Annotated in this window: 25 protein-coding genes, 1 tRNA gene and 1 pseudogene; 9 read left to right on the plus strand and 18 right to left on the minus strand. The window is 65.4% G+C overall.

Annotated features, from left to right (window positions below; genetic code table 11):
- Nucleotides 1–5 precede the first annotated feature (5 nt).
- The 8 genes from MI302_RS02485 (at nt 6) to MI302_RS02520 (ending at nt 10,750) form a co-directional block, all read left to right on the plus strand.
- Nucleotides 6–761, plus strand: a complete 756-nt coding sequence (locus MI302_RS02485; RefSeq protein ID WP_172957787.1) for a PP2C family serine/threonine-protein phosphatase — start codon at nt 6–8, stop codon at nt 759–761.
- Nucleotides 761–2,716, plus strand: a complete 1,956-nt coding sequence (locus MI302_RS02490) for a protein kinase (protein ID WP_126204539.1) — start codon at nt 761–763, stop codon at nt 2,714–2,716. Before MI302_RS02485 ends, MI302_RS02490 begins: the two co-directional genes overlap by 1 nt.
- Nucleotides 2,713–3,366: a response regulator transcription factor gene (locus MI302_RS02495; protein WP_015717993.1), complete on the plus strand. Its 654-nt coding sequence runs from the start codon at nt 2,713–2,715 to the stop codon at nt 3,364–3,366. Before MI302_RS02490 ends, MI302_RS02495 begins: the two co-directional genes overlap by 4 nt.
- Nucleotides 3,341–4,645, plus strand: a complete 1,305-nt coding sequence (locus tag MI302_RS02500) for a HAMP domain-containing sensor histidine kinase (protein ID WP_239726102.1) — start codon at nt 3,341–3,343, stop codon at nt 4,643–4,645. The genes MI302_RS02495 and MI302_RS02500 overlap by 26 nt, the downstream gene beginning before the upstream one ends.
- Nucleotides 4,646–4,669: 24 nt before the next feature.
- Complete coding sequence (locus MI302_RS02505; protein WP_239726103.1) at nt 4,670–5,248, plus strand: hypothetical protein; 579 nt, start codon at nt 4,670–4,672, stop codon at nt 5,246–5,248.
- 106 nt (nt 5,249–5,354) lie between these two features.
- The gene (locus MI302_RS02510) at nt 5,355–5,792 is read left to right on the plus strand and encodes a hypothetical protein (RefSeq protein ID WP_126165219.1); all 438 of its coding nucleotides are present in this window, start codon (nt 5,355–5,357) and stop codon (nt 5,790–5,792) included.
- Between the two features lie 144 nt (nt 5,793–5,936).
- The gene (locus MI302_RS02515; RefSeq protein ID WP_239726104.1) at nt 5,937–8,135 is read left to right on the plus strand and encodes a hypothetical protein; all 2,199 of its coding nucleotides are present in this window, start codon (nt 5,937–5,939) and stop codon (nt 8,133–8,135) included.
- Nucleotides 8,132–10,750 carry an exodeoxyribonuclease V subunit beta gene (locus MI302_RS02520; protein WP_239726105.1) on the plus strand — a complete coding sequence of 873 codons (2,619 nt, stop codon included), beginning with the start codon at nt 8,132–8,134 and terminating at the stop codon, nt 10,748–10,750. Before MI302_RS02515 ends, MI302_RS02520 begins: the two co-directional genes overlap by 4 nt.
- Here the strand turns inward: MI302_RS02520 and rpsI are convergent.
- The gene (gene rpsI / locus MI302_RS02525) at nt 10,747–11,133 is read right to left on the minus strand and encodes a 30S ribosomal protein S9 (RefSeq protein WP_239726106.1); all 387 of its coding nucleotides are present in this window, start codon (nt 11,131–11,133) and stop codon (nt 10,747–10,749) included. The genes MI302_RS02520 and rpsI overlap by 4 nt on opposite strands.
- Nucleotides 11,133–11,564: a 50S ribosomal protein L13 gene (gene rplM / locus MI302_RS02530; protein ID WP_015717986.1), complete on the minus strand. Its 432-nt coding sequence runs from the start codon at nt 11,562–11,564 to the stop codon at nt 11,133–11,135. The genes rpsI and rplM overlap by 1 nt, the downstream gene beginning before the upstream one ends.
- A 136-nt stretch (nt 11,565–11,700) precedes the next feature.
- Between rplM and MI302_RS02535 the strand changes: the two genes are divergently transcribed.
- Complete coding sequence (locus tag MI302_RS02535; RefSeq protein WP_239726107.1) at nt 11,701–13,350, plus strand: CTP synthase; 1,650 nt, start codon at nt 11,701–11,703, stop codon at nt 13,348–13,350.
- Here the strand turns inward: MI302_RS02535 and MI302_RS02540 are convergent.
- The 16 genes and pseudogenes from MI302_RS02540 to MI302_RS02615 form a co-directional block, all read right to left on the minus strand.
- Nucleotides 13,347–14,372 (minus strand): DUF815 domain-containing protein, encoded by a 1,026-nt coding sequence (locus tag MI302_RS02540; RefSeq protein WP_239726108.1) that lies wholly within the window; start codon nt 14,370–14,372, stop codon nt 13,347–13,349. The two genes, MI302_RS02535 and MI302_RS02540, sit on opposite strands and share 4 nt — an antisense overlap.
- Before the next feature lie 47 nt (nt 14,373–14,419).
- Nucleotides 14,420–14,495, minus strand: a tRNA-Lys gene (locus MI302_RS02545).
- A 28-nt stretch (nt 14,496–14,523) separates the two neighbouring features.
- Nucleotides 14,524–15,605, minus strand: a pseudogene (locus MI302_RS02550) (integrase core domain-containing protein).
- Between the two features lie 55 nt (nt 15,606–15,660).
- Nucleotides 15,661–17,028 (minus strand): FAD-binding oxidoreductase, encoded by a 1,368-nt coding sequence (locus MI302_RS02555; RefSeq protein WP_239726109.1) that lies wholly within the window; start codon nt 17,026–17,028, stop codon nt 15,661–15,663.
- A gap of 10 nt (nt 17,029–17,038) precedes the next feature.
- On the minus strand, nt 17,039–18,175 hold the full coding sequence (locus tag MI302_RS02560) for an MFS transporter (RefSeq protein ID WP_239726110.1): 1,137 nt from the start codon (nt 18,173–18,175) through the stop codon (nt 17,039–17,041).
- On the minus strand, nt 18,175–18,318 hold the full coding sequence (locus MI302_RS02565) for a hypothetical protein (RefSeq protein ID WP_239726537.1): 144 nt from the start codon (nt 18,316–18,318) through the stop codon (nt 18,175–18,177). The genes MI302_RS02560 and MI302_RS02565 overlap by 1 nt, the downstream gene beginning before the upstream one ends.
- A gap of 226 nt (nt 18,319–18,544) precedes the next feature.
- Nucleotides 18,545–19,675: an MFS transporter gene (locus MI302_RS02570; RefSeq protein WP_015716356.1), complete on the minus strand. Its 1,131-nt coding sequence runs from the start codon at nt 19,673–19,675 to the stop codon at nt 18,545–18,547.
- A gap of 6 nt (nt 19,676–19,681) precedes the next feature.
- A complete protein-coding gene (locus MI302_RS02575; RefSeq protein ID WP_239726111.1) occupies nt 19,682–20,647 on the minus strand; it encodes a hypothetical protein in 966 nt (321 codons plus the stop codon).
- Between the two features lie 355 nt (nt 20,648–21,002).
- Complete coding sequence (locus MI302_RS02580; RefSeq protein WP_018110291.1) at nt 21,003–21,419, minus strand: PIN domain-containing protein; 417 nt, start codon at nt 21,417–21,419, stop codon at nt 21,003–21,005.
- Nucleotides 21,401–21,643, minus strand: a complete 243-nt coding sequence (locus MI302_RS02585; protein WP_008631141.1) for an AbrB/MazE/SpoVT family DNA-binding domain-containing protein — start codon at nt 21,641–21,643, stop codon at nt 21,401–21,403. Before MI302_RS02585 ends, MI302_RS02580 begins: the two co-directional genes overlap by 19 nt.
- A gap of 125 nt (nt 21,644–21,768) precedes the next feature.
- Entirely contained in the window at nt 21,769–22,920 is a 1,152-nt protein-coding gene (locus MI302_RS02590; protein ID WP_239726112.1) for an MFS transporter, read from the minus strand.
- A 93-nt stretch (nt 22,921–23,013) separates the two neighbouring features.
- Entirely contained in the window at nt 23,014–23,589 is a 576-nt protein-coding gene (locus MI302_RS02595) for a GNAT family N-acetyltransferase (RefSeq protein ID WP_239726113.1), read from the minus strand.
- Between the two features lie 2 nt (nt 23,590–23,591).
- A complete protein-coding gene (locus MI302_RS02600) occupies nt 23,592–24,353 on the minus strand; it encodes an ABC-2 family transporter protein (RefSeq protein ID WP_239726114.1) in 762 nt (253 codons plus the stop codon).
- On the minus strand, nt 24,354–25,082 hold the full coding sequence (locus tag MI302_RS02605; RefSeq protein WP_015716360.1) for an ABC transporter permease: 729 nt from the start codon (nt 25,080–25,082) through the stop codon (nt 24,354–24,356). It abuts the gene before it with no gap.
- On the minus strand, nt 25,067–25,921 hold the full coding sequence (locus MI302_RS02610) for an ABC transporter ATP-binding protein (protein WP_239726115.1): 855 nt from the start codon (nt 25,919–25,921) through the stop codon (nt 25,067–25,069). The genes MI302_RS02605 and MI302_RS02610 overlap by 16 nt, the downstream gene beginning before the upstream one ends.
- Before the next feature lie 71 nt (nt 25,922–25,992).
- Nucleotides 25,993–26,613 carry a 7-cyano-7-deazaguanine synthase QueC gene (locus MI302_RS02615; protein WP_015716362.1) on the minus strand — a complete coding sequence of 207 codons (621 nt, stop codon included), beginning with the start codon at nt 26,611–26,613 and terminating at the stop codon, nt 25,993–25,995.
- Between the last annotated feature and the right edge of the window lie 249 nt (nt 26,614–26,862).

Here is a 26,862-nt window from a genome sequence, read left to right on the forward strand (position 1 = left end):
GTCCGATGCGCCTTGCTCCCCGGTACAGCGTGGCCGCGGTCTCCCATGTGGGCCGCCGCCAGAACAACGAGGACTTCCACCGGGTGATGCGCCTCGAGGTCCCCCAGGGTAACCTCCTCCTCCTGGCGGTGGCCGACGGCATGGGGGGGATGGAGGCAGGGGAGTGGGCCAGCAAGGTGGCCATAGAGGCTATTTCCGAGGCAGCGCGGGCCTATGCGGAGCACCTGAAGGGAGGCCGGCCAGCGGTGGGCCTCTCCAAGGTGATGGAAAAGGCCTTCACTCTGGCGGCCAGGCGGGTGGAGAAGGAGGCGGAAAGGCTTGGGAAGAAGGGCATGGGCACCACCCTTACCGCCTTCCTCTATGCGGACTGGCTCAAGGAGGGGGTGGTGGGGCACATCGGGGACTCCCGGGCCTACCACCTCACCCCCAAGGGGCTTAAGCGGCTCACCGAGGATCACTCCTGGGTGGCCGAGCGCTTGAGGGAAGGGGTTCTGACCCGCACGGAGGCCGAGCGCCATCCCTACCGCAACGTCCTCACCCGGGCCCTGGGCCTGCCGGAAGCTCGCTTTGACCTCAAGGAGGTGCACCTTGCCCCTGGGGAAGGGGTGCTTTTGGTCACGGATGGGCTTTACGGCCTGGTGCCCGAGGAGGAGTGGGTCTTGGGCAAGGACCTGCAGGCGAGCCTCGAGGGCCTTCTGGCCGAGGCTTTGCGCCGGGGTGGGGACGACAACGTCACCGCCGTGGCCTTACGGGTGGAGTGATGCAGGGGCTTCTGGCCTTCCTCCTGGTTCTCCTCACCGCAGCCCTGGCTTCCCGCCTTTCCCCGTGGGCCCTATGGTTCCTCCTGCTCCTCCTCTCGGGAGCCGCCTGGGCCACGGGGGCCCGGGCGGAGGTGGTTTTCCCCTGGCTGCTTATGGGCCTGGGGCTGCTGGCCTCACCCCGGGTCTACCTGGGTCCCCGGCGGAGGGTCCAAAGGCGTTCCCGTACCCAGGGACGGGCTTCCTCCGGTTCCAAGACCACGGAGGAGGCCCGGGCTCTGGAGAAGCAGTACGAGATCCTGGAGAAGGTGGGCGTGGGGGGTATGGCCACCGTGTACAAGGCCAAGGATAGGAAAACCGGCCGCCTGGTGGCCCTCAAGGTTCCCCAGGAACGCTTTGTGGGCGACCCCCGCTTCGTGCGCCGCTTCCACCGGGAAGCGGAGGTCTTGGCCAAGATGGACCATCCCAACATTGTTAAGGTCTACGACCATGGCCAGGTGGATGGAGTGCACTTCATCGCCATGGAGTACCTGGAGGGGGAGGGTCTGGACAAGCTTATAGAGGAAAGGCGCCTTTCCCTGAAGCAGGCGGCAGCCATCCTCGCCCGGGTGGCCGATGCCCTTAAGCACATCCACGCCCAGGGAATCGTCCACCGGGACATCAAGCCGGGGAACATCATGGTGCTCAAAGGGGCCCTCAAGGAGGATGGCGTGGACCCCAGGGGGGTGCGGCTCATGGACTTTGGCATCGCCGCCGGCAAGGTGCTCACCCGCCTTACCATCACCGGTGCCCGCATCGGCACTCCGGTATACATGAGCCCGGAACAGGCCAAGGGCCAGAAGCTGGACCACCGCTCGGACATCTACTCCTTGGGCATCGTTCTCTACGAGGCCCTCACCGGCCAGCCCCCCTTCACCGGGGGGTATGAGACGGTGATTCACCAGCAGATCTTCCAGGTGCCCACCCCTCCTAAGCAGCTCAATCCCCAGATTCCCCAGGTTCTTTCCGACCTGGTCTTGAAGATGCTGGAGAAGGACCCAGCCAAGCGCCCGTCCTTGGACGAGGTGATCCGGGGCCTTTCCGCCTCCTGGGAGGAGGAGCGGGGCCTGCCCCACCCCTTCTACCTGCTGTTGGGGGTGGAGGCCAAGAAGGGCACGGTGCGGCTTCTGGACCTTTCCGGTACCGCTGCCCGGCTCCTTTCCGGCATTGGCTCCGGTCCGGGCTACTTCCCGGCCCCTCCCCTCTCCGTGGCCGCCGATGGGGAGGGGGGCATCTGGATCTCGGTTTTTGAGCACGGGGCCAAGCTCCTTCACCGCTTTTCCCCGGAAGGGGAGCTCCTCCTTTCCGCCGGGCCTTACGGCATGAAGCCCGGGGAGTTCCTCTTTCCCGCGGCCCTGGCGGTGGCCAACGGTAGCCTGTTTGTCCTGGACTCGGAGACCGCCACGGTGAGCCGGCTCGATTTGAAGGGGCAGTACCAGGAGCGCTTTGGCGGCCAGGGGCCGGGCCGGGGCACCTTCCAGGATCCCAAGGCCCTGGCGGCCACGCCGGAGTTCCTTTTCGTCCTGGACTACGGCAACCGCCAGGTGCAACGCCTGGCCCTGGATGGGCGCTACCTTTCCCGTTATGCCTTCCGCCGTTCCAAGGAAAGCGAGGAGCTGAGGCTTCTCGGTGGGGTGGGGGTGGAGGGGGAGAGGCTTTACCTCTACGATGTGGAGGCGGCCAAGGTGCGGGTGCTGGATCTGGCGGGATCCCTTCTCGCCTCCCACACCCTGCCCCTGTTGGAGGGGGAGGACCGCATGAGCCTGGTGGAGCTTCTGCCCTTTGGGGGCATTCTCTATGCGGCCAGGCGCGGGGCGAGCCGCATCCATCGCATAGACCTGAAGACCGGGGAGGCCCTGCCGCCCTTGGAGGTGTACGCCCCCGTGCGGGCCCTGGCCCTTTGGCGGAACCCGGCATGAGGGTGCTTCTGGTAGAGGACGACCCAGGAGTGCGGGAGGCCTTGGAGCTTGGGCTTTCCCTCGAGGGGCACGAGGTCAAGGCCACGGAAAGCCCAAAGGAAGCCCTAAGCCTCCTTCCCTGGGCGGAGGTGGTGATTTTGGACGTGCTTCTGCCCGAAAGGGATGGCTTTTCCCTGCTTAAGGATATCCGGGCTCGCTCGGAGGTGCCCGTGCTGATGCTTACCGCCTTGGATGCGGTGGAGTGGCGGGTGAAGGGCCTCAAGGAGGGGGCGGACGACTACCTGGTCAAGCCCTATAGCCTCTCCGAGCTCCTGGCCCGCCTCGAGGCCCTCTGGCGCCGCGCCCATAGGGGGAAGGAGGCCCCGGAAGTTTTGGCCTACAAGGACCTGAGGCTTTATCCCAGGCGCATGGAGGCCTTCCGGGGGGAGAGGAGGCTTTCCCTTCCCCCCAAGGCGTTCCTCCTCCTGAAGGCTTTTCTGGAGTCCCCGGAGGAGGTGCTTTCCAAGGAGGCTTTGATGCTGAGGGTCTGGGGGGAGGAGGTGGACCCCGCCACCTTGGAGGTGCACCTCTCCCTCTTAAGGAAGGCCCTGGGGGAGCCCAACCCCATCCAGACGGTGCGCGGCTATGGCTACCGCCTTTTCCTCCCTTAGGGGGAGGCTTTTTGCCCTTCTCTTCCTGGCCCTCTTGCTTCTGGCCCTGCCCCTGGCCTTTCTTTCCGCCAGGGAGGCGGAAGGAGCGGCCAGCGAGGACCTGCGCCGGGCCCTTTACACCCGGCTTTACCTCCTTGAGGAGGAGGGACCCAAGGAAGAGGAGGCCCTTCTTCTTGAGCTTTTCCGCCTGGCCCAGGTCTATGGGGGCGGCACGGGCTTCGCGATAGGGAAGAAGGGGGTGGCCTTCACCGAGGTGCCCTCCCCCGACCTTCCCCCTGGTCTCCTCGAGGCCCTTGCTCAGGGACGAGCCTACCAGGGAGTGTGGCGGGGGGTGCTTTACGTGGCCCTGCCCCGGGAGGAAGGAGGATTCGGCATGGCGGTCCCCTTGGAGGGGGTCGCCGGTCTGGGGCGGAAGCTTCTCCTCCTCTACGCCACCTGGGGTGGAGGGGTGCTTTTGGCCATCTTTCTGCTTTCCGCCCTGGGGCTCGCTTGGGCCCTGCGCCCCCTGGGGCAGCTGGCCAACCTCCTGGAGGCCCGGCGGCCTGAGGACCTAAGCCCCCTTCCCGACCCGGGCCTGGCGGAACTGAGGCCCTTGGTGGAGGCCTTGAACAGCCGCCTGGCCCAGGTGGGGGGGCTTCTTAGGGAGCTTTCCGAGAAGGAGGAGGCGGCCCGCCGGTTTGCCCGCCATGCCTCCCACGAGCTCCGCAATCCCCTGGCTGCCTTGAAGGGGTACTTGGAGGTGCTCCTGCGCAAGCCCGAACCCAGGGCCCTCACCGGAGCCTTACGGGAGGCGGAAAGGATGGAGGCTTTGCTCTCCGGGCTCCTCAGGTTATCCCGCCTCGAGGCCACCTCCTCCAGGCTCATCCCCCTGGACCTGCGGGCTTTCTTGGGGGGATGGGGCCTGGAGGTGGAAGGGGAAGGCCAGGTTCTGGCGGACCCCGAGCTTCTCGCCCTGGCGGTGGAAAACGTGTTGGACAACGCCCGCCGCCACGGGAAGCTTCCCCTTAAGGCCAGGATCCAGCGGGACAGGGAGGGGGTTTGGCTTTGGCTTGTGGACTCCGGGCCCGGCTTCCCCAACGAGCTTTTGCCCCGGGCCCTGGAGCCCTTTGTCCATGGGGGAAAGGGCACGGGCCTGGGCCTCGCCTTGGTGGCGGCGGTGGCCCGGGCCCATGGGGGAAGGGCGTGGGTGGACAACCAGGACGGGGCGGCGGTGGGGCTCTACCTGCCTTTGGCTTCCCTTAAGGTTTCGCCCGATGCGCCCTTTAGCCAGAGGGGATAGCCTCCAGTTCGGAGGTGATAGGGAATGAAACAGGTGCTCATGGGTTTGGTTCTCCTGATGGCGGGCCTTTCCTTGGCCCAAGGCACGGATTACCAGCAGGCGGCGGTAGCCTCGGCGGCCTTGGCCAGGCTCCAGGCGGTGGTCCAGGGGGCCACGGGGGAGGAAAAGCTTCTCGCCTGGGCCAAGGAGGTGAAGGCCCGGGCGGAGAAGAGCTACGAGGCCAAGGCGTACTTCAAGGCGGCGCGGGAGGCCCAGGCCGCCCTTCTCCTTTTCCGGGCAGCCTCAGGGGAACCCCAGGTGCAGGCCCGGGGGCCGAGGCCAGCCCCCCGTATGGGGATGGGGATGCACCATCCCTTTGGACCCAGGGGCCATGCCTTTGCCCCGTGGGGTAAGGGGCGGCCGGGCCCGGATGCCCGCTTGACCCAGCGGGTCCCGAGTGTGGTGGACCGGGCGGAGAAGGAGCTCGCCTACTACCGGGCCCAGGACAGCCTGGTGAAGGATCTGGTGGCCGAGGCCAAGAATAGGCTTTCCAAGGAGCCCGGACGGGCCTTCCTGTTGGCCCGGGCGGCCTTGGCCCTGATCTCGGCGGAGCGGGGCTTCTAAGCCCACCCCACCCTGGCCAGGCCAGGGTGGGGACCCTGGTTAACCCCATCCCGGGACGGATATGGGCGAGAAGGGGTACAAGGCCAGATCGGTCAAACTGGGAAGGATGCGGTGGCTTGGGGTCTTCCTCCTCCTGGCCCTCGGGGGCTGGGCCCTGGGGGAGGAGGGCCCCAAGGGCTTTGGCCCCTCGCCCGAAGAGGTGCTGACCCAGTGCTTTAAGGTGGTGCGGACCCTCGAGGTCCAGGCCCTCTACCGGGAAGGGGATACCCTGGTCCTGGTCCTGGGCCAAGCGGTGGGGGAGAGGCCCCTGCTTCTCTTGGCCCTCGAGGGGGGCAGGCCCATGCCCTACATGGGCCCCATCCGCGGTAAGCCCATGCGGATGCGCCCCTTCTTCTTCCTGCGGGAGCTTTCCCTGGCCCGGCGGGTGCTGGTCCTGCCGGAGGGGTACCGCTGTTTCGTCCTCCACCGGGGGCGGGTGGTGGGGGTGCTGCGCCTGGGCTTGGATCTCACTCCCCTGCCCCTTTCCCCGGAAGCCATTCCCTGATATAGCGCCAACCTGGTTTTCGCCAGGTTGGAGGCCCCGGAAGATCCCTTCCACAAGTCTTTTTCTTGGAGGGTGTAAGGGGTAGGGTTCGGCACGAAAGGGTATCACGGGTTCCCGGGCTTTCCGGTTTTAAAATGCCCCCATATGAAGCCGGGCCTCTATCCCCTCCTGGGCCCCCCCGCTTCGGGGAAGACCACCCTGGCCCGGGAATGGGCCCTGGAGGTCCTGAAGCGGCGGGGGAGGGTCTACTGGGTGGGCCTGCCCCACCAAAGGGCCTATGTGTACCGCCTTTTCGGGGGGGAAGGGGCGGTGCTGGGCCTGGAGTTCATGTCCTTCCAGGCCCTCTACTACCGGGTGCTGGCGGAGGTGGGCCGGCTTGGGCCCTTGCTTCCCGGGGCGGGAAGGGTGGCCCTGGTGGGGGAGGTCCTTAGAGACCTCTACGGGGAAGGGGTTGCCCCCGGGGAGGCCCGGCTTTTCGCCCGGGCCATTGCGGAACTCAAGCGCTATGGCCTTTCCCCCTTCGCCCTGCCCAAGGAGGGGGAGGCGGGAAGGCTCAGGCGGGTTTACTTCGCCTACGAGCGCCTGAAGGAAAAGGCCTTGGACTACGACGACTTCCGCCACCGGGCGGGCCGCGTGCCCCTTCGCCTTTTCCCGAGGCCGGACCTGGTGGTGGTGGATGGCTTTAGAGAGGTGGGTCCTTTGGACCTCCGCTTCCTTAAGCGCCTGGCCCGGGAGGTACCCGTCCTCCTCACCCTGGAGCTTCTTCCGGAGGGGCTGGAACCCTGGCAGACCCTTTCCCAAAGGCCGGTGAAGAAGGAGGTCTGGGCCCTGGCCAACCCGGTGGAGGAGGCTCGCCACCTCCTGAGGGCCCTCAAGCGGGCTTTGGCCTCGAGGGACCTGGGGGGCGAGGGTTTGGACCCCTTTGAGGTGATGGTGGTGGCCCCGGAGGACCGCATCCCTGGGCTTCTCCTCTTTCAGGACGAGTACGGCTTGCCCCTTTACGACGGGCGGGAGGGGGCCTTGGCGGACACGGAGGAGGGGGAAAGGGTCCTGGCCCTCCTGAACCCCATGCCCACCGGGCGGGACCTTCTGGCCCTGGGGTTTTCCGCCCTGGGCCGGAGGGCCCTGCGGCTTGGGCTTGCGGGGGAAGAGGCCCTGGCGCTTTTGGCGGAAAGGGAGGGCTTGCTTCAGGAATGGCAGGCGTTTTTGGCCCTGCGCACCCCCGGGCCCAACCTCCTGGCCTGGGCGGAGGAGGTCTTGGAGCGGCTTGGGGTGGCGGCCAAGGAGTTCTTCCTCTCCCGGCTTCGCCTGGCTTTGCGGGCGGATGGGGGAAACCCCTTGGCCTGGTGGCGGAGCTTCCTTCTGGATGAGGCCCTGCCTAAAGAACCCCTCCGGGGGGTGGCCCTCCTCCCCCCGCTTCGGGCCATGGGGGTGCGGGCCAGGCGGGTTTACGTGCTGGACTGGGTGGCGGGGCGCTACACCCTGGGAGAAGGGGAGGACTACTTCCTTTTGGAGGAGTTGCGGGAGCGGGGGCTTCTCAGGAGGCTACCTCGACGCCTTCGGGGCCTTGACCCCCTTTTCCTCCAGGCGCTTTCCACCCGGGGGGATGAGGTCTATCTCCTCTACCCAGAGGCGGGGCCTTCGGGGGCCTACGAACCCCTGGAGAAGGGAATGAGGCCCGAGCCCCTGCCGCCTTCAGGCCGCCTCGAGGCCCTGCCGGAGGAATCCTTCACCCCGCCCCTCCCCACCTCCCACGCTCCCCCGGCCCACCTGGAGGTCCTCCGCCGCCACGGGGAGTGCCCCTTTCGGACCTATCTGGAGCGCTTTCCCCTTCGCCTGGAGGATGGGGCCCTGGGCTGGCACCTCCTGCCAGAGGAGCGGGAACGGCTGTTGCGTGACCCCGAGGTAGGCCCCTGGCTGGAAGCGTATAGAGAACATTGGCAAACCATGCAGTTTTGGAGACTGTGGGAACGAAAGCCCCTGAACCTGCGCCTGGATGGGGTCCGGAGGGAAGGCGACATCATTCACCTTTACCGCCTTCTGCCTCAGGGAGGAGAGCCCGACCTGGGACCCCGAAAGCGTTGGACTGAGTGGTATGCCTTGGGGGTTTTAGTGGAGCGCAGGGATATCCATGAGGTCCACCTATGGACTTGGCCCTGGATGGGGAGGCCTACCCTTTACCGCCGCCAGCGGTCCGCTCAACTTCCCAAAGCAGTGGAGGAGGTGCGGCGACAAGTGGAGGAAGCCTATTCGCTTTGGCAGCAAGGGGCTTTCCGCCCAACACCTGGGAACCACTGCTACGCCTGCGGTCTGGCGGACATCTGCCGCAAGGAGGAGGTATGAGGCTCTACGTGGCTTCCGCGGGCACGGGCAAGACCCATGCCCTGGTGGGGGAGCTCCTGGCGCTCTTGCGCCAGGGGGTGCCCCTCCGGCGCATGGCTGCCGTCACCTTCACCCGCAAGGCGGCGGAGGAGCTGAGGCGGCGCATCCAAGGCGAGGTGGCCAGGCTCTCCTCCGCTTCTTGGGCAGAGGAGGCGCAGCGGGAGGTCTACGGGGCAGTCTTCACCACCATCCACGGCTTTATGGCCGAGGCCATCCGCCACACCGCCCCCCTCCTCTCCCTGGACCCGGACTTTGCCCTATTGGACGAGCTTTTGGCCGAAGCCCTCTTCCTGGAGGAGGCGCGAAGCCTTCTTTACCTGAAGGGCCTGGACCCAGCTCTGGAGGGGTCCCTCCTCGCTCTTTACCGGAAGCGCTCCCTGGCGGGGGCGTTTCGGGCCCTGCCCGGGGCGGAGGGGCTTCTTGAGCTGTTCCAGGAGGTCCTTTCCGGCTACCACCGGCGCACGCGGGAGGCCCTGGGGCCAGGGGACCTCGAGGCCCTGGCCCTTCGTCTCCTGGAACATCCCCAGGCGGTGAGAAGGGTGGTGGAGCGTTTCCCCTACCTCCTGGTGGACGAGTACCAGGATGTGAATCCCTTGCAGGGGCGGTTCTTCCGGGTCCTGGAGGAGGCAGGGGTGCAGGTGGTGGCCGTGGGGGATCCCAAGCAGTCCATCTACCTCTTCCGCAACGCCCGGGTGGAGGTCTTCCGCCAGGCCCTCAAGGAGGCGGCGGAGGTCCATCGCCTCGCCGAAACCCGGCGCCACGCCAAGGCAGTGGCACGCTTCCTGAACCGTTTTGTGGAGCACCTTTTCCCCGAGCCCGAGCGGGTGCCGGTGGTGCCCCTAAGGGAGGAGGAGGGCCTGGTGGAGGTCCACTGGGTGGTGGGGGAGGGGGGCTTGCCGGAAAAACGGGAGAAGGAGGCGGCCCTTCTGGTGGAGCGGCTTGCGGCCCTTCGGGGCCAGGGCTATGCCTACCGGGAGATGGCGGTCCTGGTGCGGAGCCGGGCAAGCCTTCCCTTCCTGGAAAGGGCCTTCCGGGCCCTGGGGGTTCCTTACGTCCTCAGGCGGGGGCAGAGCTTCTTCAAGAGGCCCGAGGTGCGGGATGTCTACCACGCTTTGCGCCTCGCCCTGCTGGAGGGTCCCCCAAGCCCTGAGGAGCGCATTTCCCTCCTGGCTTTCCTGAGGGGTCCTTTCGTGGGGGTGGACCTCGGGCAGGTAGAGGAGGCCCTGCAGGCGGAAGATCCCCTTCCCCTCCTTCCCCCGGAGGTGCGGATGCGCCTGGATGGGCTCAAGACGCTTGCGGGCTTGCGTCCCCTCGAGGCCCTGAAGGCCCTTGTGCGGGACGAGGTCTTCCTAAGGCGGCTTTCCCGGAGGGCCCGGGCCAATCTGGACACCCTTCTCCTCCTGGCCGCGGAGGAGCGCTTCCCCGACCTCGAGGCCCTTTTGGAGTGGCTAAAGGTGCGGGCCGAGGACCCGGAAACCTCCGAGCTTCCCGAGGGGGGAGAAGGGGTGCAGCTCCTCACGGTCCACGCGGCCAAGGGTCTGGAGTGGCCGGTGGTGGCGGTCTTTGACCTCGCCCGCCACGAGGGAGGGAGGTCCGAACCCGTGCTGGTGGGCTTAGACGGCGAGGTGGCCCTGGAGGGGACGGAGGGGTACCAAAACCTGAGAAGGACCCTGGCCCGCGCCCAGGAGGAGGAGTCCCTGCGGCTCCTTTACGTGGCCCTCTCCCGGGCCAGGGACGTGCTTCTCCTCACGGGAAGCCTTTCCGAACGGCCTGGACCCTGGGCCGAGGCCCTCATGGACCTGGGCCTGGGGCCTGCGGACCAGGACCCCCTGGTGCACCGCCACCCCTTGGCGGGCCTTCCTCCCTTGCCCTCCCCCCCACTTCTTCCTGAACCCCAGCCCCCCGCCCCTTACGCGGAGCACCTCATCCTGTCCAAGCGCTTTCCCCCGGTCTTTTCCCCCAGCGCTTACCGCAAGGGGGAGGGGGAGCCTTTGGCTCTTTCCCAGGCCCTCGAGGCCGAAACCCTCCCCGAGTACCCCCGGGCCCTGGGCACCCTGGTGCACTACGCTTTAGCCCGCAACCTGGACCCGGGGGACGAGGGGGCCATGCGGGCCCTCCTCCTGCAGGAGGTGGCTTTCCCCTTCCCCGAGGAGGAGCAAAAGCGCCTTCTTGCGGAGGTGCGGCTCCTCCTTTGGAACCACCGGCGCATGCTGGGGGAAGTCCTCCCTGCTTTGGAAAACCGGGAGGAGGACCACGCTGAGCTTCCCCTGGTCCTGCCCCTTGCGGGCACCGTCTGGTATGGGGTTCTGGACCGGCTTTACCGGGTGGGGGACAGGTGGTACCTGGAGGACTACAAGACCGACCAGAGGATGGCCCCGGAGCATTACCGCCTGCAGTTAGCCCTTTACTGGGAGGCGGTGCGGCGGGCCTGGGGGGTGGAGGCCGAGGCCCGTTTGGTCTATTTAAGGCACGAAAGGGTTCACGCCTTCTCGCCAGAGGAGCTTCAGGAGGCCCTTCGGGAGTTGGAAAAAGCCCCCGGGATCCTCTCCCAGGGGCTTGAGCCGGACCTGCTTTAGCGCTTGGAGTACTGGGGCGCCCGGCGGGCCTTGTGCTTGCCGTACTTCTTCCGCTCCACCACCCGCGCATCCCGGGTGAGGAAGCCCAGGGGCTTCAGCTTGGCGCGGTAGTCGGAGTTGTACTGGAGAAGGGCCCGGGCCACCCCCAGCCTAATGGCGTCGATCTGGCCGCTCTTGCCGCCTCCCTTCACGGTGATGTAGGCGTCAAAGCGCCCCAGGGCATCCACGGCCCTCAGGGGATCGAGGGCCGCCACCGCCCTTACCAAGCCCTGGAAATAGTCCTGGAAGTCCTGGCCGTTCACGGTGACCTTGCCGCTTCCGGGCCTCAAAAAGACCCGGGCCACCGCCTCCTTGCGCCTACCGGTGCCGTAGTACTGCTCCATCACTTGACCTCCAGCTTAACGGGTTTCTGGGCCTGGTGGGGATGGGTGGGGCCGGCGTAGACCTTGAGGCGCTTGAAGAGCCTCCGCCCCAGAGGCCCCTTGGGGAGCATGCCCTTTACCGCATGCTCCAGCACCCTCTCCGGGTGGGTGGCCAGCATCTTTTCCGCGGGGATCTCCTTCAGCCCCCCCTGGTAGCCGCTATACCGGGTATAGATCTTCTGCTTCAGCTTTTTGCCGGTGAGGCGGATCTTGTCGGCGTTGATCACCACCACGAAGTCGCCCATGGGAAGGTTGGGGGTCCAGTCGGGGCGGTGCTTGCCGCGTAGCAGGGTGGCGATCTGCGTGGCCAGCCGCCCTAAGGTTTTGCCCTCGGCGTCAATGAGAACCCACCGGGGTTCGATCTCCTTGGGTATGTACGTCTTGGGCTGCATGCGTTTGGGCCCTCCTTCAACTCTGTGTGCCAGGCACCATGTTCTTGCCGGGGGATCGGGGGACCCCGCAAGAACGCCAAAGAAAACTGTACCATAACCCCGGGGTCTTTTGCCAGATGTGGTAGGCTGAAGTCCCGTGAACGGGGTTTCCGAGAGCACGCAAAGGCCGAGGAAGTACGTGTTTGTCACCGGGGGTGTGGTGTCCAGCCTGGGCAAGGGCATCCTCACCTCTTCCCTGGGAGCCCTCTTTCGGGCCCGGGGGTATAGGGTTACCGCCATCAAGATCGACCCCTACGTGAACGTGGATGCGGGGACCATGCGTCCCTATGAGCACGGGGAGGTCTTCGTCACCGCCGACGGGGCGGAAACCGACCTGGACATCGGCCACTACGAGCGCTTCCTGGACCTGGACCTCTCCCGGGGCAACAACCTCACCACGGGCCAGGTGTACCTTTCCGTGATCCAGAAGGAGCGCCGGGGGGAGTACCTTTCCCAGACGGTGCAGGTGATTCCCCACATCACCGACGAGATCAAGGACCGCATCCGCAAGGTGGCGGAGGAGCAGGGAGCCGAGGTGGTGGTGGTGGAGGTGGGGGGCACGGTGGGGGATATCGAGAGCCTTCCCTTCCTGGAGGCCATCCGCCAGTTTCGCTTTGACGAGGGGGAGGAGAACACCTTCTACATCCACCTCACCCTGGTCCCCTACCTGGAAACCAGCGAGGAGTTCAAGACCAAGCCCACCCAGCACTCCGTGGCCACCCTGAGGAGCGTGGGTATCCAGCCCGATGCCATCGTTCTCCGCTCGGTGAAACCGGTGCCGGAGGAGGTGCGTAGGAAGGTGGCCCTGTTCACCAATGTGCGCCCTGGGCATGTGTTCAGCAGCCCCAACGTGGAGCACATCTACGAGATACCCCTCCTCCTCGAGGAGCAGGGCCTGGGCCGGGTGGTGGAAAGGGCCTTAGGCCTCGAGGCCGTCTTCCCCAACCTTTCCTTCTGGCAGGAGGCGGTGAGGGTGCTGAAGCACCCCGAGCGCACCGTGAGGATCGCCATCGCCGGCAAGTACGTGAAGATGCCGGACGCCTATCTCTCCCTTCTGGAGGCCTTGAGGCATGCAGGCATCCGGCACGGGGCCCGGGTGGAGGTGAAGTGGGTGGATGCGGAGAGCCTCGAGGGAGCCGACTTGGACGAGGCCTTTAGGGATGTTTCCGGCATCCTGGTCCCCGGGGGGTTTGGGGTGAGGGGCATTGAGGGGAAGGTGCGGGCGGCCCAGTACGCCCGGGAAAAGGGAATCCCCTATCTGGGCATCTGCCTGGGGTTGCAGATTGCGGTCATTGAGTTTGCCCGGCATGTGGCCGGGCTCAAGGGGGCCAACTCCACGGAGTTTGACCCCTACACCCCCCACCCGGTCATAGACCTCATGCCCGAACAGCTGGAGGTGGAGGGGCTGGGGGGCACCATGCGCCTTGGGGACTGGCCCATGCACATCCGCCCGGGTACCCTCCTCCACCGCCTTTACCGGAAGGAGGAGGCGCTGGAGCGCCACCGCCACCGGTACGAGGTGAATCCCCTCTACGTGGACCAGCTGGAGCGGGCTGGGCTGGTGATCTCCGCCACTACCCCGGGGATGCAGGGCCGGGGGGCGGGGCTAGTGGAGGCCATAGAGCTTAAGGACCACCCCTTCTTCCTGGGCCTGCAAAGCCACCCCGAGTTCAAGAGCCGGCCCATGCGCCCCTCCCCTCCCTTCGCGGGCTTCGTGGAGGCGGCGTTAAAGCACGCGGGGCTTTAAAGCAGGCTTCGGGCGAACTGCCGGGCCACGCGCCCGGAGAAGTCTTTTTGCAGGGCAAAACGCAGGGCCTCCCTTTCCTCCTCCGGGGTCAAGGAGCGGCCCAGGTGGTGGGCCACTGCCTTCAGGTAAAGGGTCTTGTCAAAAGGCGGGAAGGTGAGGACCAGCCCGAAGCGCTCGGAGAGGGCCAGGGTGTCCTGAAGCTCATCCCAGGCGGTGGGGTCGGCCCCGGGTAGGGGGTTTTCCCCGGTTTGGCGCACCAGGTGGCGGCGGTTGGAAGTGGCCAGCAAGAGAACGTTCTCCGGAGGGCCCTCCAGGCTTCCTTCCAGGAGGGCCTTCAGGTGGTGGAAGGATTCCTCTTTGGGATCCAGGGAGAGGTCGTCCAGGAAGAGGAAGAAGCGATGGGGAAGGAGGGTCAGCCTTTCCAGCAGGTCTTCCAGGTGGGCCAAGGCCTTGGGCTCCACCTCCACCATGCGGGCTTCTCTGAGGTGCAAAAGGCTTTTGGCGGCGGTGCTTTTGCCCGTGCCCCGGGCCCCGTAGAGGAGGGTGTGGAGGGCGGGTTTTCCCGAGAGGAAACGGAGGGCGTTGGCCCTGAGGGCCTTAAGCTGTTCCTCGTAGCCCAGAAGTTCGTCCTCCCGGGGCAGGCGGTAGCGTTCCAGGGGGCGCACCTCGCCAGCGAAGCGGAAGGCCCGGTAGAGGGCAAAGGGATAGGGTCCGTGGGTTTGGAGCACCCGGACTAGGGCCTCGGGGTCGCGGGTGAGGAGGGCGGCCAAAGCCCCTTCCTCAGCGGGGTGGGGAGGGCGTTCCCCCAGGTCGGCTAAAGGGTACTCCCTCCGCCTTCCCTCCAGTTCCAGGGAGAGGACCTCGAGGTCCTGCCGTATAAGCTGAAGAAGCCCCGGGGTGGGCCTTAAAGCCCGCCAGGCCCAGGGGGCTTTGAGGAGGCTTTGGGCGAAGGCGTAGCCCCAGGGTTCACCCCGGGGCAGGTCCAGGTCCAGGAGGTCCAAAGGGGTCTTGGGAAGCCTCATGGGCCCCATGGTAAAGGAAAACCCCCGGGGAAGGCCCCGGGGTTCTGTGGTGGGCCGCACAGGACTCGAACCTGTAACCCACCGATTAAGAGTCGGTTGCTCTACCGGTTGAGCTAGCGGCCCAAACGCCAAAAGCTAGTGTAGCTCTCCTTCAAAGCCCTGTCAAGGCAGTGTAGTCGGTCAACACATTTGAGACTCTGTGGGGACCGCCTCCCCCCGTATTCTAGCCAGGTACTCTAAAGGGGCCAGGCCCCCCAAGGCCTGGTGGGGTCGCCGGCGGTTGTAGTGGTCCAGGTAGGCATTAAGCTCCACCTGTAGCTCGCTAACCCTCGTGGGCAAAGGTCGGGTGTAAAACTCATCCCTAAAAGTCCGTTGCAGCCGCTCCACGTGCCCGTTAAGCCTAGGACTCCGGGGAGGCAGCACAAAAAGAGCGATGCCCAGGCCTTGGCACGCCATCTCAAACTCCGCCATGAACTCGCTACCCCCATCCACCTGCACCGCTCGGATGGGGAAAGGCGCCTGGGCCACCAGTCGGGATAGAAACTCCCCTGCCAGCCTCGCCGTGGCCCGGCTATGCACCTCCCCCAGGGCATACCGGGTAAACAGGTCCACCGCCGAAAAGTGCCGCACCACCTCCCCAGGCCCCAGGCTCACCATAAGGGTGTCCACCTGGATGAGGTCCCCAGGGGCTTGCGGTTGATATCCCCGGGGCTTCCTGTGGGCGTAGGGTCTCCTTGGCCTTCCCCTTCCCTTTCCCCTTCCCCTCCTGGCCAAAAAACTGGCCACGCTCTCCACCCGTCCGCTCCCCTCCAGGTAAGCCAGGATACGCCCCACCGTGCGTTCGCTCACCGAAAAACCCTCCTTCCGGAGGGTCAGCCAGATGGGCCACCGCCCCCAGGTGGGGTTCGCCCTCCGGAGAACCTCTACCCTGACCAGGAGCTCAGGTTTCCACTGCACCTTTCCCCGTGTACGCTTGGGGCGGCGGGACTTGGGCTTTAGTCCGGCTAGGCCCCTCTCCCTCAAGGCCCTTTCCCAGCGGTAGTAGGTGGCCCGGCTGATGCCCAAAAGCTCCTGGACCTCATCCCAGCTCCTCTTGCCCTCCCGCAGGGCTTTCACCAACTTCACCTTGCGCAGGCGTCCCTGGACATCCGGGTCGCCTGCCCCGGCCTCGGCCAGTCTTGCCCCTTGGCTAGCTCCTTTCCATATCGTTCGGCCAACCGTGGTAAGCTGCATATGGGGAACCTCCTCTCTCGGGTCGGTTCCCCATCTTTTTATCCCATTCAGCGTCTCACATGTGTCTGTCCGGGTTCAGCACCTTGCCCGGGTTCAGGAGCCCCTCGGGGTCAAGGAGGTCCTTTAGTTTTCGCATCCATTCCAGGGCAGACCCGTGTTCTAAGGGTAGATACTTCTTCTTCCTCAGGCCCACCCCGTGTTCAGCGGTGCAGGTGCCTCCCAACTCCAAGGCTTTTCGCACCAGGGCCTCGGCGTAGGCCTCCGCCTTGGGGTAGTCCTGGGGCAGGATGGGGACCAGGGTGTGGAAGTTCCCATCCCCCACGTGGCCCAGGATGTTTCCGGTAAGGCCCATTTCCTCAAGAAGCCCTTGGGCGTAGCGCACCATCTCCGGTAGACGGGAAAGGGGGACGGCCACGTCGGTGATCACGAAGCGATGGCCGGGGAAGAGGTGCACCAGGGCCCAGTAGGCCTGGTGGCGGGCTTCCCACTGGCGCCTGCGCTCCTCTTCGGTCTTGGCGGCCTCCACCTTCAAGGCCACTGCCTCCCGCATGATCTCCAGGGCCAGGGCGCTTTCCGCCTCCAGGGCCTCCCGGGTGGAGGAGTGGAACTCCAGAAAGAGGGCCGGGCGCTCCGGGAAGCCCGCCTGAAGGTAGCGGTTTAGGGCCCTTAGGGCTAGTTCATCCAGTAGCTCCAGCCGGGCCACGGGAAGCCCGCTGGCCATTACCTTGTAGCTGGCCTCCGCGGCCTCTTCCACCCGGGGGAAGAAGACCCTCAGGGTGTGGATGTGCTCGGGCAAGGGGTGGAGCCTTAAGGTGAGGCGGGTGATGATCCCCAAGGTGCCCTCCGAGCCGATGAAGAGGTCTTTCAGGTCATAACCGGCGCTGGTTTTGCGTACCCCCCGGCCGAGCTCCAGGACCTCCCCGTTGGCCAAGACCACTTGCAGGGCTAGGACATTCTGCCGCATCCCTCCGTAGCGCACCGTGGTGGTGCCGCTGGCGTTGGTGGCGGCCATACCGCCTAGGGTGGCGTCCGCCCCGGGGTCCACGGGGAAGAAGAGCCCTGTACCCTTTAGGGCTTCGTTTAGCGCCTTGCGGGTGAGGCCGGGCTCTACCACGCAAAGGAAGTCCTGGGGCCTCACCTCCAGGACCCGGTTCATCCGGCTCAGGTCCAGGCTGATGGCCTCCCTGACGGGGTAGAGGTGCCCCTCGAGGCTCGTCCCCGCCCCATAGGGGATCACCGCCACGCCCCACTCCCGGGCCCAGTGGAGGGCCTTCTGCACGTCCTCCACGCCCTCCGGGTAGACCACGGCCAAGACCGGCCTGGCCTCGGGGTAGCCCTCGTCTTTTCCATGGCGCAGGCGTTCGCTTTCCGAGAGGTCCACCCGGCCCGGGAAGAGGCGCCTTAGGGCCTCGAGCTTTTCCATACCCCTGAGTTTACGCCGCCCTTCCTCTTCTCCAAAGAAGGGCCAGGCCGAGGAGGAGCCCCCCGGCCAGGAGGAAGGGGAGGGGAAGGGCCACCCCCGCCAGGGCCCCGCCCAGGAGGGGGCCTAAGGGGGCCAGGGCCCCACTTAGGAAGAGAAAGCCTCCCGCCACCCGGCCCCGAAGCTCCGGGGGGGCCTCACCTAGGCGGATGGCCCCGGCCACTGCGCCGAAGAGGGCACCTCCAGCCCCCAGGAGAAAGGCCGATCCCGCAAGGAGGGGCCAAGGGGGAAGGAGAGCTCCTCCCAAAAGACCGAGCCCCGCAAGGCCCAGGGCTAGCCTTAGCGTCCTCCCTTCCCCCAGCCTTCCCAATACCGCCCCTACCAGGAGCCCTCCCAAGGCCCCTCCGAGGCTTTGGGCCGCGCCCAGAAGGCCCAAGGCCCAGGGGGCTTCCCCCAGGCCCCGCAGGACTAGGAAGGGCAGGAGGCCAGCGAAGAGAGCATAGGCCACGTTTAGGAGGGCTTCCAAGATGAGAAGGGGGCGGAGAGGGCTTTGCCAAAGGAAGCGCAGGCCCGAGAGGCTTCCCCCTTCGGGCCTCCCCGGGGGCCTTGGGGGCAGGGGGAGGGTGCGGTAGAGCCCGGCCGCGAGGAAGAGGAGCCCGCTTCCCAGGCCTACGGTCCAAGGGCGGCTTCGGGTGAAGAGGAGGCCCGCGAAAAGGTCGGAGAGGGTGTCGGCGGCGGTGTAGAGGGCTCCCAGCTTCCCCCGGGCTTGGGCTAAGGCCTCTTTGGGGAAGAGGTCAGCGAGGAGAGCCCCGGCAGCCACCATCCGCAGGGCCTCCAGGAGGGCGAAGAGAAAGCCCAAGAGGTAGAGGGGGAGGGGAGAGGGGGCACCGAGGAGGGGAAGGAGGGCCAGAGTGAGCCCTCCCTGGCCCGAAGCGGCCAGGAGGAGGAGCCTGCCTCTGGGCCACCGGTCGGCCAGATGCCCCCCATAGAGGGCGAAAAGGGGCTCGGCGAGAAGGCGCAAGGTTAGGGCCAGGCTGGCCTCCAGGGGACTTAAGGCCCCAAGGGCGGCCAGGGTGGCGTGGGCGAAGTAGAAGAACCCCGCCCCGAAGAGGCGGAGGGCTTCCAGGGCAAGGAGCGGGGCCGCAAGCATTAGGGGACGCTGGTCAAGAAGAGAAGCCTGCCTTCCGGGGTCCCCTCCACCTGGGTGGGCGCGTGCAGGTTCCAGGCGAAGGGCTTCACGTAGACCCGCCGCGTCCGGCCGCCGGCCTTGACCTCCTGCACTTCCTTGAGCATCTCCTTCACCCCCTTCCGGGTTAGCCCCAGGGTAGCAGGGGGGAGGTTACGCGAGGTTACGTGGAAAGGGTGCCACGGCCAGCATCCCGCGTGGCTCCCCGTAACCAGGGCCCCAAGCCCTTGCCAAATCCGGCCGGCCCCTCTAGCGGCGGGGCTCCTGACGGGCTAGCCGGGCCGTGGGGCCGAGGAGGAGAAAGGAGGCGAGGCAGAAAACGCTCCCAGGAGATCACCGGGTCCGTTTCTCCATTTGGCCGAGGAAGCCCCAGGCGACCAAGGCCAGGAGGAGAAATCCAAGCCCCGCTCCCAGATAGACCTCCTCCAAGCCCACCTTTCCCCCCACTGCCCCCGCCAAAAGTGCCCCCAAAAGCCCGGCCGAGCCGCTAAGGAACCTCATTCCACCCCCTACCCGGCCCAGCAGGGCATCCGGGGCCAGGGCCTGCCTTAGCACCACCTCTTGGACCCCCAGGAGGATGGCGCTTATCCCCAGGAGGGCCACGAGGAGCAGGCCCAGGGGAAGGGGAGGCTTGAAGAGCAAACCCAGGACGGCCCCGGCGTCCATGAGGAAAAGGAGGCTAAGCACCCTTTGCGGCCTTTTGCCTTTAAGTTTCCCTGCCAAAAGCCCTCCTAAGGCCCCCCCAAGGGAGAAGGCGGTGCTGAGGAGCCCATACCCTATGGGTCCGTACCCGGCTTGGAGGGACCAGAGGGGAAGAAGGGCGAAGGGCATGACCCGGAGGAAGCTGGCTCCAAGGACCGCTCCGGCTAGCCGACGAAAGAAGGCTTCCTGGTACAGCCACCTCAGGCCAGCCAGCACCCCCGGGGGGGCTTTTCCAAGAGGCGGTATGGGAGGGAGCCTAGCGGCGAAGTGAATGGCCACAAAGCCTAGCGCGCCCCCGAGGAAAAAGGGCCAGGAGGGATTCTGGACGAAGAGAAAGGCGCCTAAGGGGGCGCCGAGAAGGTCAGCAAGGAGACTTGCCGTGTAAAGACGCCCATGGGCCTTCTCCCGTTCCTGCGGCACGAGTCTAGGGACCAGGACCCGGACCTCCAGAAGAAGCTCAAGGATGTTGTCTACCAGGTAAAGGCCGAGAAAGGTCCATGGACCAATGAGGCCGAGGCTTGTTCCTAAAAGAAAGCGCAGGAGACTGCCAGAGAGAAGCCCGAAGCTGAGGGCTTTTTTGCGGTCCGTCCGATCTAGAAGGTAGCCTGTGAAGAGGGCTAAGACGGAGGCACCCCAACCGATGGCGTGTTGCAGACCCAGGTAGAAGGGGTTGTCTAAGCGAGCGAGGTGGAGGGAGGCCGCGGTGCCTACGGCCCCCCCAGCGCAGCTGGCCAAAAACAGGATCGTGGCTAATAAGAACACCCTCAGCTAAGTCAAGAAACCCTCTACTTCCCAGACCACCCCGTCAGCAGAGGAGCAAACGTACATTTTCTCCGAGTCCTGAGAGAACCTTACGCAAGTAGGCATCCTTAGCCCTCTCACAACGGGAGGCTGGAAGTGGTAATTGCCAGGTTGAGCGGGGTCTACGGCAATGACTTCTCCCATCTCTGGCTGAACGGCAAAGAGCAATCCGGATGAGGGATGAAACCGCATCCCTCCTAGGCGATGAAGCCCCCAGGCTACCAACGCATTCGGATGGGCAACCAACTCAGAGTAGGTAATTTTCTCCGGCAATTCATCCGGATTTATGCGGAAGATTTGGCCCAGGCTTCCTACAGCGAGGTAGAAGAAGCCCCTTCCAGCAGCATCGTCAATCCAATTTTTGACACATCCTGCTGCTGCATACTTTTCCCACTTGTCGGGCCATGACTCTGGGGGGGTCAGCCCAGGCTCACCATGTCGGGCAGGTATGTCTAGGATAAAAGCTTTGGGCTCTCGCTCATGGTCACCTAGACTTAGACAGGTGATTTGTGTCATGAAGGAAGAGGAACTTTCGCTTACAAAAAAGGTCTCCCCCTTTTTCCCTAGGTTCAGCACGGCTAGGGTGTAGGGGCCCTTTAGGTTTTCGGCTAATTTAGGTAGTTTTGTTGCATCACCCCCTCCGGCGATATCCGCAATAGCTCCTCCCCACGTTTCCACAACGAGAACCTTGCCGTCCTCAGTAGGGCGAATAGCAGCGGGACCCTGTAGATTGTACACCAAAGGTTTAGCCTCCGAAGCGTCCCCCCCTTTTGTAATGTCCCGAACAGTGCCCGCAGTGTGTTCGGAAACCAAAAGCCTGCCGTCTGGGGTCCACTCCATGTGGGAGGGATTCTTCAAACCCCAGGCGAAGGGCCTCACGTAAACCCGCCGCGTCCGGCCGCCGACCTTGACCTCCTGCACTTCTTTGAGCATCTCCTTTACCCCCTTACGGGTTAGCCCCAGGGTAGCAGGGGGAAGATTACGCGGGGTTACGTGGAAGGGGTTCCACGCCTGGCCTCCCGCGTAACCTCGCGTAACCCCAGGCCCTCCGCGTAACCCTCCCCGTGGCACCCTGGGGGCATGAGGGGCAAAGTCTTTTGGCTTTTGCTCTTGGCCTGGCTTCTCCTCCTGGCCCGGCCTTCCGGGCCCGCTTTGGCCTGCTGGGACCCCAACTGCGTCCCCCCGGCCTCACACCCCGTACTCCCGGCGGAGCCTCGCCACCCGGGCCCGGGCGATGGGGCGGCGGGGATCTTGGGGGGATAGCTTCTGGCGAGGAACAGGCCGAATCCTAGGGAAGCAGCTCTACCCCGGCCCGCCTTCGCAGCTTGCGGTCCAAAGTGGCGAGCCCGGCCCCTTGCCTGCGGGCGCGTTGAGCCAAGAAGGCGTCCACCAGGCTGAGCCCTTCCTTCCCGGCCTCCTCCAGGGCGGGGCGGAGGTCCTCCTCGTCTTCCAGAAGGACCCCCTCCCGGTCCAGTAAGTCCAAGAGGGCCCCCGCCGCCTCGGCCCGCCCCACCCCGTAGAAGGAGACCAGGGTGTAGAAGGCCTCGGCCACCGCCAAGGGGTGGACGGCCAGGGTGTAGCGCCCCTCCTCGGCCCCGCGAAACACCTCCAGGGCTTGGGCGGCAAGCTCCGGAGGGTCCCCGGTCAGGAGGCGGAGCATCAGGGAGGTGTCCAGATAGTAGGGCTTCAAGCCCCTTCCCTCCACGCCTCCTCCCGCGCCCGCCTCTCCGCCTCTTCCCCGGGGAACCCCCGCTTGCCCTTCAGGCGCCCGAGCAAGGCCTCCAGGGGTACGCGGCGCCGGGGGCGGAGAAAGGCCCCCCCTTCCCGGAGCTCAAAGACCACCTCTTCTCCCGGGCGGAGGCCAAGGGCCTCCCGGATCGCCTTGGGAAGGGTGATCTGCCCTTTACTGCTTACCCTGGACTTTACCATTCCCTTCTCACTTTACCACGGCCCCCATTCCGGCGCCACAAAGCCGCGTTTGCCGGCGAGACCTAGCCTCCTTTCACTGCCACCCCCTTCCCGCCGGGGGGCGAGGGGGAGGAGGAGGGGAAGACTCACGGGGACCTCCCCTCCCTCAAGGCGAGGAGCCGCCCGCACCCCAGGGGCCCCAAGGCCAAGGGCAGGAGGAGAAGGAGGCCCAGGAGGGCGGTAAGGAGGGGCACCCGGGGGCCAAGGGTTCCCAAGCCCCCCGCCAGGAGGGTGCCGAGGAGGCTCCCCAGGGAGAGAAGGGCCACCGCCCCCGCCTGCACCCGGCCCAGGAGGGCCTCCGGCGCGAGGCGCTGCCGGTAGGCCCGTAGGTGGACCCCGCTTAAGGCACCGCCTCCGCCCACAAGGAAAGCGCCAAGAGGCCCGAAAGGAAAGGGCAGGAGGAGGAGGGCAAGCCCCAAGACCCTCAGCCCGTGCCCGCCCCAAATCCCCAGGCAAGGCCCTACCCTCCCCGCCGCGAGGCTTCCCAGGAAGCCCCCCAGGGAGAGGCCCAAGGGGTAGAGGCCGTAGAGGGCAGGGGGCGTCCCCTGGGCCAGGGCCAGGAGGGGGAGGAGAGCCAGGGCCAGCCCGGAGAGGAAGCTCAGGGCCAGGGCGTAGAGGGTAAGGGGAAGGAGCCGCCTGTCCTCGAGGAGGAAGGCGAGCCCCGCGAGAAGGGCCCTCAAGGTAAGACCCTCCCCCTTCGCCGCCCGTGGAGGCGGGTAGGCGGGGAGGTCCCGGAGGAGAAGGCCCTCCCCCGCGAGGAGGAGGCCTCCCAGGGCAAAGGGCAGGGGCTTGGCCAGGAGCAGGAGGGGGGCGGCTAGGAGGTCCCCCAGGCCGTCCCCGAGGAGCTGGGCCGCTTGAAGCCTCCCCCCTTCCCGCTCTAGCCTGCCCTGGGCCAGGCGGACCAGGAGGGCATGCCAGGCGGGGAGGTCCAGGGCCAAGACGGCTTGGAAGAGGAAGGCCAGGGGGAGGAGGAAGAGGGGTTCTTTGGGAAGGAGGGCGAAGAGGCCCAGGATCCCAGCCCTAAGCCAGACCCCTGCGAGGAGGAGGGTCCTGCGGTCCAGCCGGTCCAGGAGGAGGCCGGCGAGTAGGTCCAGGGGCAGGGTGAAGTAGGGGAGAGCGGCCAAGAGGGCCAGGGTCCAGGTCGTTCCTTCAAGGCCCAGGAGGAGCCCGAGGCCTGTGAAGGCCAGGCTCCCCCCGAAGACGCCTAACGACTCGGCTAAAAGGTACCTCGCCCGCAAGCTGAAAGGCTCCAAGAAAAGGACCTCATGTGGCCCTCCTGCGTCCGGCCGCCGGCCTTAACCTCCTGCACCTCCTTGCATCCGCGTCGCCCTCTAATGGCTGACCCTCAATTTAGGCCCTCCGGAGCCACTTTCCTGGCTTTCGTACCATTCTCTTGCCGTTATCCCGTAGATTTCCATGTCTTCCCACTGCCCGGATTTCCAAACGGCGGCCCTCCGCTTCCCCTCCCACGTAAAACCGACCCGTTTTAGCAGGCGGATAGAGGCTTCATTAGAACTGAGCACATTGGCTTCCACGCGGTTTAAGTTTAGCCCCTCAAAGGCGTACCGAAGCGCCAGGCGCGCGGTCTCGGTTCCCAAGCCTTCACCCCGCCTAGACTCTTCGCCTAGGATGACGGCAAAAAAGGTGGAGCGGTTTCGCCAGTCTATCGGTTGAAGGGCGACCTCGCCTACGATCTCCTCTGTTTCGCGGTAGACCACGGCAAGGACCCTGGCGTGGGGGTTGCTTCGCAATTGCTGGAGCCAGGCCTCCATCTCTTCTAGCGATCTGGGTAAGGGGTCACCGAAGAAGGCGCGTGCGATGACCTCTTCTTTGTACATCCACGCGATAATTTTTTGTAGATGGGCCCGCTGTACCGGATCTAAACGGACTCTTTCCCCCACGAACATTCCTACCCTCCTAGGGCGATGTAGCGGCGCAGGCCTAGCCAAAAGGCCAGGCTTCCCAGGGTGAGGAATCCCAGACCGAATCCCCAAAGCGTGGCGAGACCAGAACCTTCAACAACGGCCCTTGCCGGTAGCGGTCCCAACCAGAGGGCCGGGATCAGGCTGAGAAGGAGCGCCTTGATGGCGGGTTTGTACACGCTAGGCGGCCAGGTGGCAAACTGAACGAGCCCGGCGTAGGCCACCGGGAGCAGGCTTTGCACCCTGAGGCCCCAGAGGGATAGGGAGGCCAAGGCGAGGAAGAAGCCCAAGGCCACTAGGGAAGCTCCTATCAGGGCGCATAGGGCGTAGAGCCAGTTCACGCCGAGGAATACCAGGGTCCCCATGGACCAAAGAAGGTCACCTAGACCTGTGGGCTGGAGGCGAAGGGAAAGGAGGTAGGGCAAGGGAGGAACGGGAAGCGCAAGGTGGACTTCTAGCTCCCCCGTTTCCGCCAAACGGGCTAGGCCCAACACCCCGCCCCAGAGCACCTGCAAAAGCCCCAAGGCGCCAAAGGCCATCGCCCAGGTGAGCACTAGGTCCTCAAAGCGGAAGCCCCGTACCTCAGGGAAGCGCAGGAAGAAGAGGTAAAAGACCAAGAGCCAGAGGCTGTTGTTGATCCCTCTAGCCAGGATGCTTGCCCAGAAGCCCGTGGAGTCCTGCCACGCCTCTAGGAAACGGCCTCTCAGCAGCAAAGGCCAGGCTCTAAACCACCGGGACCAGGCCTCCATCTACACCTCCCCTCTTTCCGATAAAGCGGCCAGGGCTCGAGGAAAAAGGCGGGCCAGAAGCCCTAGGAAAACCAGGATCCAACACAGGCTAACCAGAAGCCAAACCGGTTCACCCCCAGCGGCCACACGGGCCGGCAGGTAGAAGGTCGCGGCCAGAGGTTGGAGGAGGAGGGCTCCACCTTCGGGCCAAAACTCCAAGGGCAGCACCACGGCTCCCCCCAAGAGCCGCAACATCTCCAGGAGGACTCCCAGGGCCATGGGTGAGGTAGACCGAAAGGTCAGCAAGGCGAAGGTGAGTTCCAAAAGGAAGTTCAGGATGAGGCCCAAAGCCAAGGCCGGAAGGCTCCAAAGGCTTAGGGAGGCAGATAGTCCTAGCGCCCCAATGACCGCGCCCCCCACGGCGGCCACCAAAGGGATCTGAAGGAGGGCGGTGGCCAAGTAGCGTTGAAAGCGAAGGAAGACAAAGGGGTACGGAAGGGCCAGGCGTAGGCCTAACTCTCCCCTCTGGGCCTCCTGGTGAAGCTGGCCCCAAAACCTGGGTACCCCCATGTAGAGGGCCTCTGCCGCCCAGAGGTACCCTAGGACCCACGGCGGCGCTTCCAGGCTTCCCCAAAGGGAAAAAAGCACTACATAGACGATTAAGGTGTAGCCGAGGTATAGTGCCATTCCCGGCCAACCCCGCCAGGCCTCCTTGAGATGGAATCCCAGGACGGCTAGGTGCGAAGCCACTCCTCCATCACCTCCTCCAGGCTGGGTTCCTGGACGGAGACTTCCCGCATGCTCCCGAGGGCCAGCATCTGCGATAAGAAGCTAGGAATTTCCTCCGGGGCAACCTTAGCTTCTAGAACATACCCCCCCTCGGAAACGTTGGCCCCTGGGGGAGGGTTTCCCTGGAAGGGATCCTGGAAGAGCACCCTGACGCGGCGGAAGTTCAAACCCCTTCGGAGGGTGGCGAGGTCCCCTAGAAAGGCCACCTTCCCGCGCCGCAGCACCAGGGCTCGCTCCAGGACCCCTTCCACTCCCGAGAGCTCGTGGGAAGCCAGGATGAGGGTAGTACCCCGGTTGGCCTTAAGGGTTTGTAGGAGCCCTAAAACAGATTTGCGCCCCAAGGCGTCTAATCCGATAAAGGGCTCGTCCAAAAGGAGGAGCTCCGGTTCGGGTAGGAGGGCCAAGGCCAGTTCCGCCCGGTTGCGTTGTCCCAGGGAAAGGCGGGAGGCGGCAACCCCGAGGAGGGAGGTGAGGCCCAGGGCCTCCGCCACCTCCTGGATCCTACGCCTGGTGTGCGCCCGGGAAAGCCCGTAGAGCGCTCCCCAGAGCTTTAGGTTTTCCTCCACGGAAAGCAGGGGCGAAAGGCGGGATCGCCCGCCCAGAACAAGCCCGTAGCGGCGGGCCAGCCGAGTGCGGAAGCGCCAGGGATCCAACCCCCAAAGCCGGGCTTCTCCTTCTTTGGGCAGGAGAAGTCCAGCCAGAACCCGGATCAGGGTGGACTTGCCAGCCCCGTTCCCTCCAAGAAGGGCCAGGCCCTCCCCGGGACCAAGGCGAAACGTGACCCCCTGGAGGGCCTGCACTTCCTCCTTAGCCCTCCGGAAGGTCACCCCTAAGCTGCGGGCTTCTACGGTGGGCTTGATCTCGTCGTGGATCACCGGGCTAGGGCCTTAGCGTCCGCAAGAGCGAAGGCTTCTTCACGGGCAATGCAAGGGTTGCATGCCCCACACGGGGCTTCCCCTGAGGCAACGCAACTCCACGTTTCTTCAAGCGGCACTCCGAGCTCGTGGCCCAGAGCCACCACTTCTTGCTTGGTAAGCCCTGAAAGGGGCATCTTGAGTCGAACTTGGTTAAACTCCAAAAATTTCTTCACGAGGGCAAGGTACGCCTCCAGCCTGGGGTGAGAAGCAAAATCGTCCTTGATGACGCCCAGGTAGACTTCCTCCACGCCCATTTTGGCCGCTAGGGATCCCGTGATGGGGGTCATCGTACAAGGGTCTGTCCAGCCAGCCTGTATCGATTCCCTTCCAGGGAAAGCCAGCTCCGGTGGGCTGAAAAGACGATCTCCGAGCTCAAAGTGAGGCACGCGGTTCCGGTAAATGGCAACGCCAAGGCGCGAAGCCACCTTTTCCGCTGCCCTCCACTCCTTTTGGGTGGGAGGCGTACCCAGGTCCAAGTAAACCGCCGCGAGACCTTCTAAGCCGTCCTGCTTCTTGAGCTTGTACAGGAGAACGCTGGAGTCTAGGCCACCGCTGAGCATCACCAACCTTTTCATGCCCTATCTCTCCTTGTACCCCTGGGAAGGGGTGCTCCCCTTCCGGGTACCCCCAAAGTAGCAAGGGGAAGGTTACGCAGGGTTACGTGGAAGGGGTTCCACGCTTGGCCTCCCGCGTAACCTCGCGTAACCTCTGGCCCCCCGCGTAACCCTCCTCGTGGCACCCTAGGGGCATGAGGGGCAAGGTTCTTCTCCTCCTCCTGGCCTGGCTCCTCTTCCGGCCTTCCGAGCCCCATCTGGCCTGCTGGG

The organism is Thermus sp. NEB1569, from assembly GCF_022385295.1.
Taxonomy (GTDB): domain Bacteria; phylum Deinococcota; class Deinococci; order Deinococcales; family Thermaceae; genus Thermus; species Thermus scotoductus.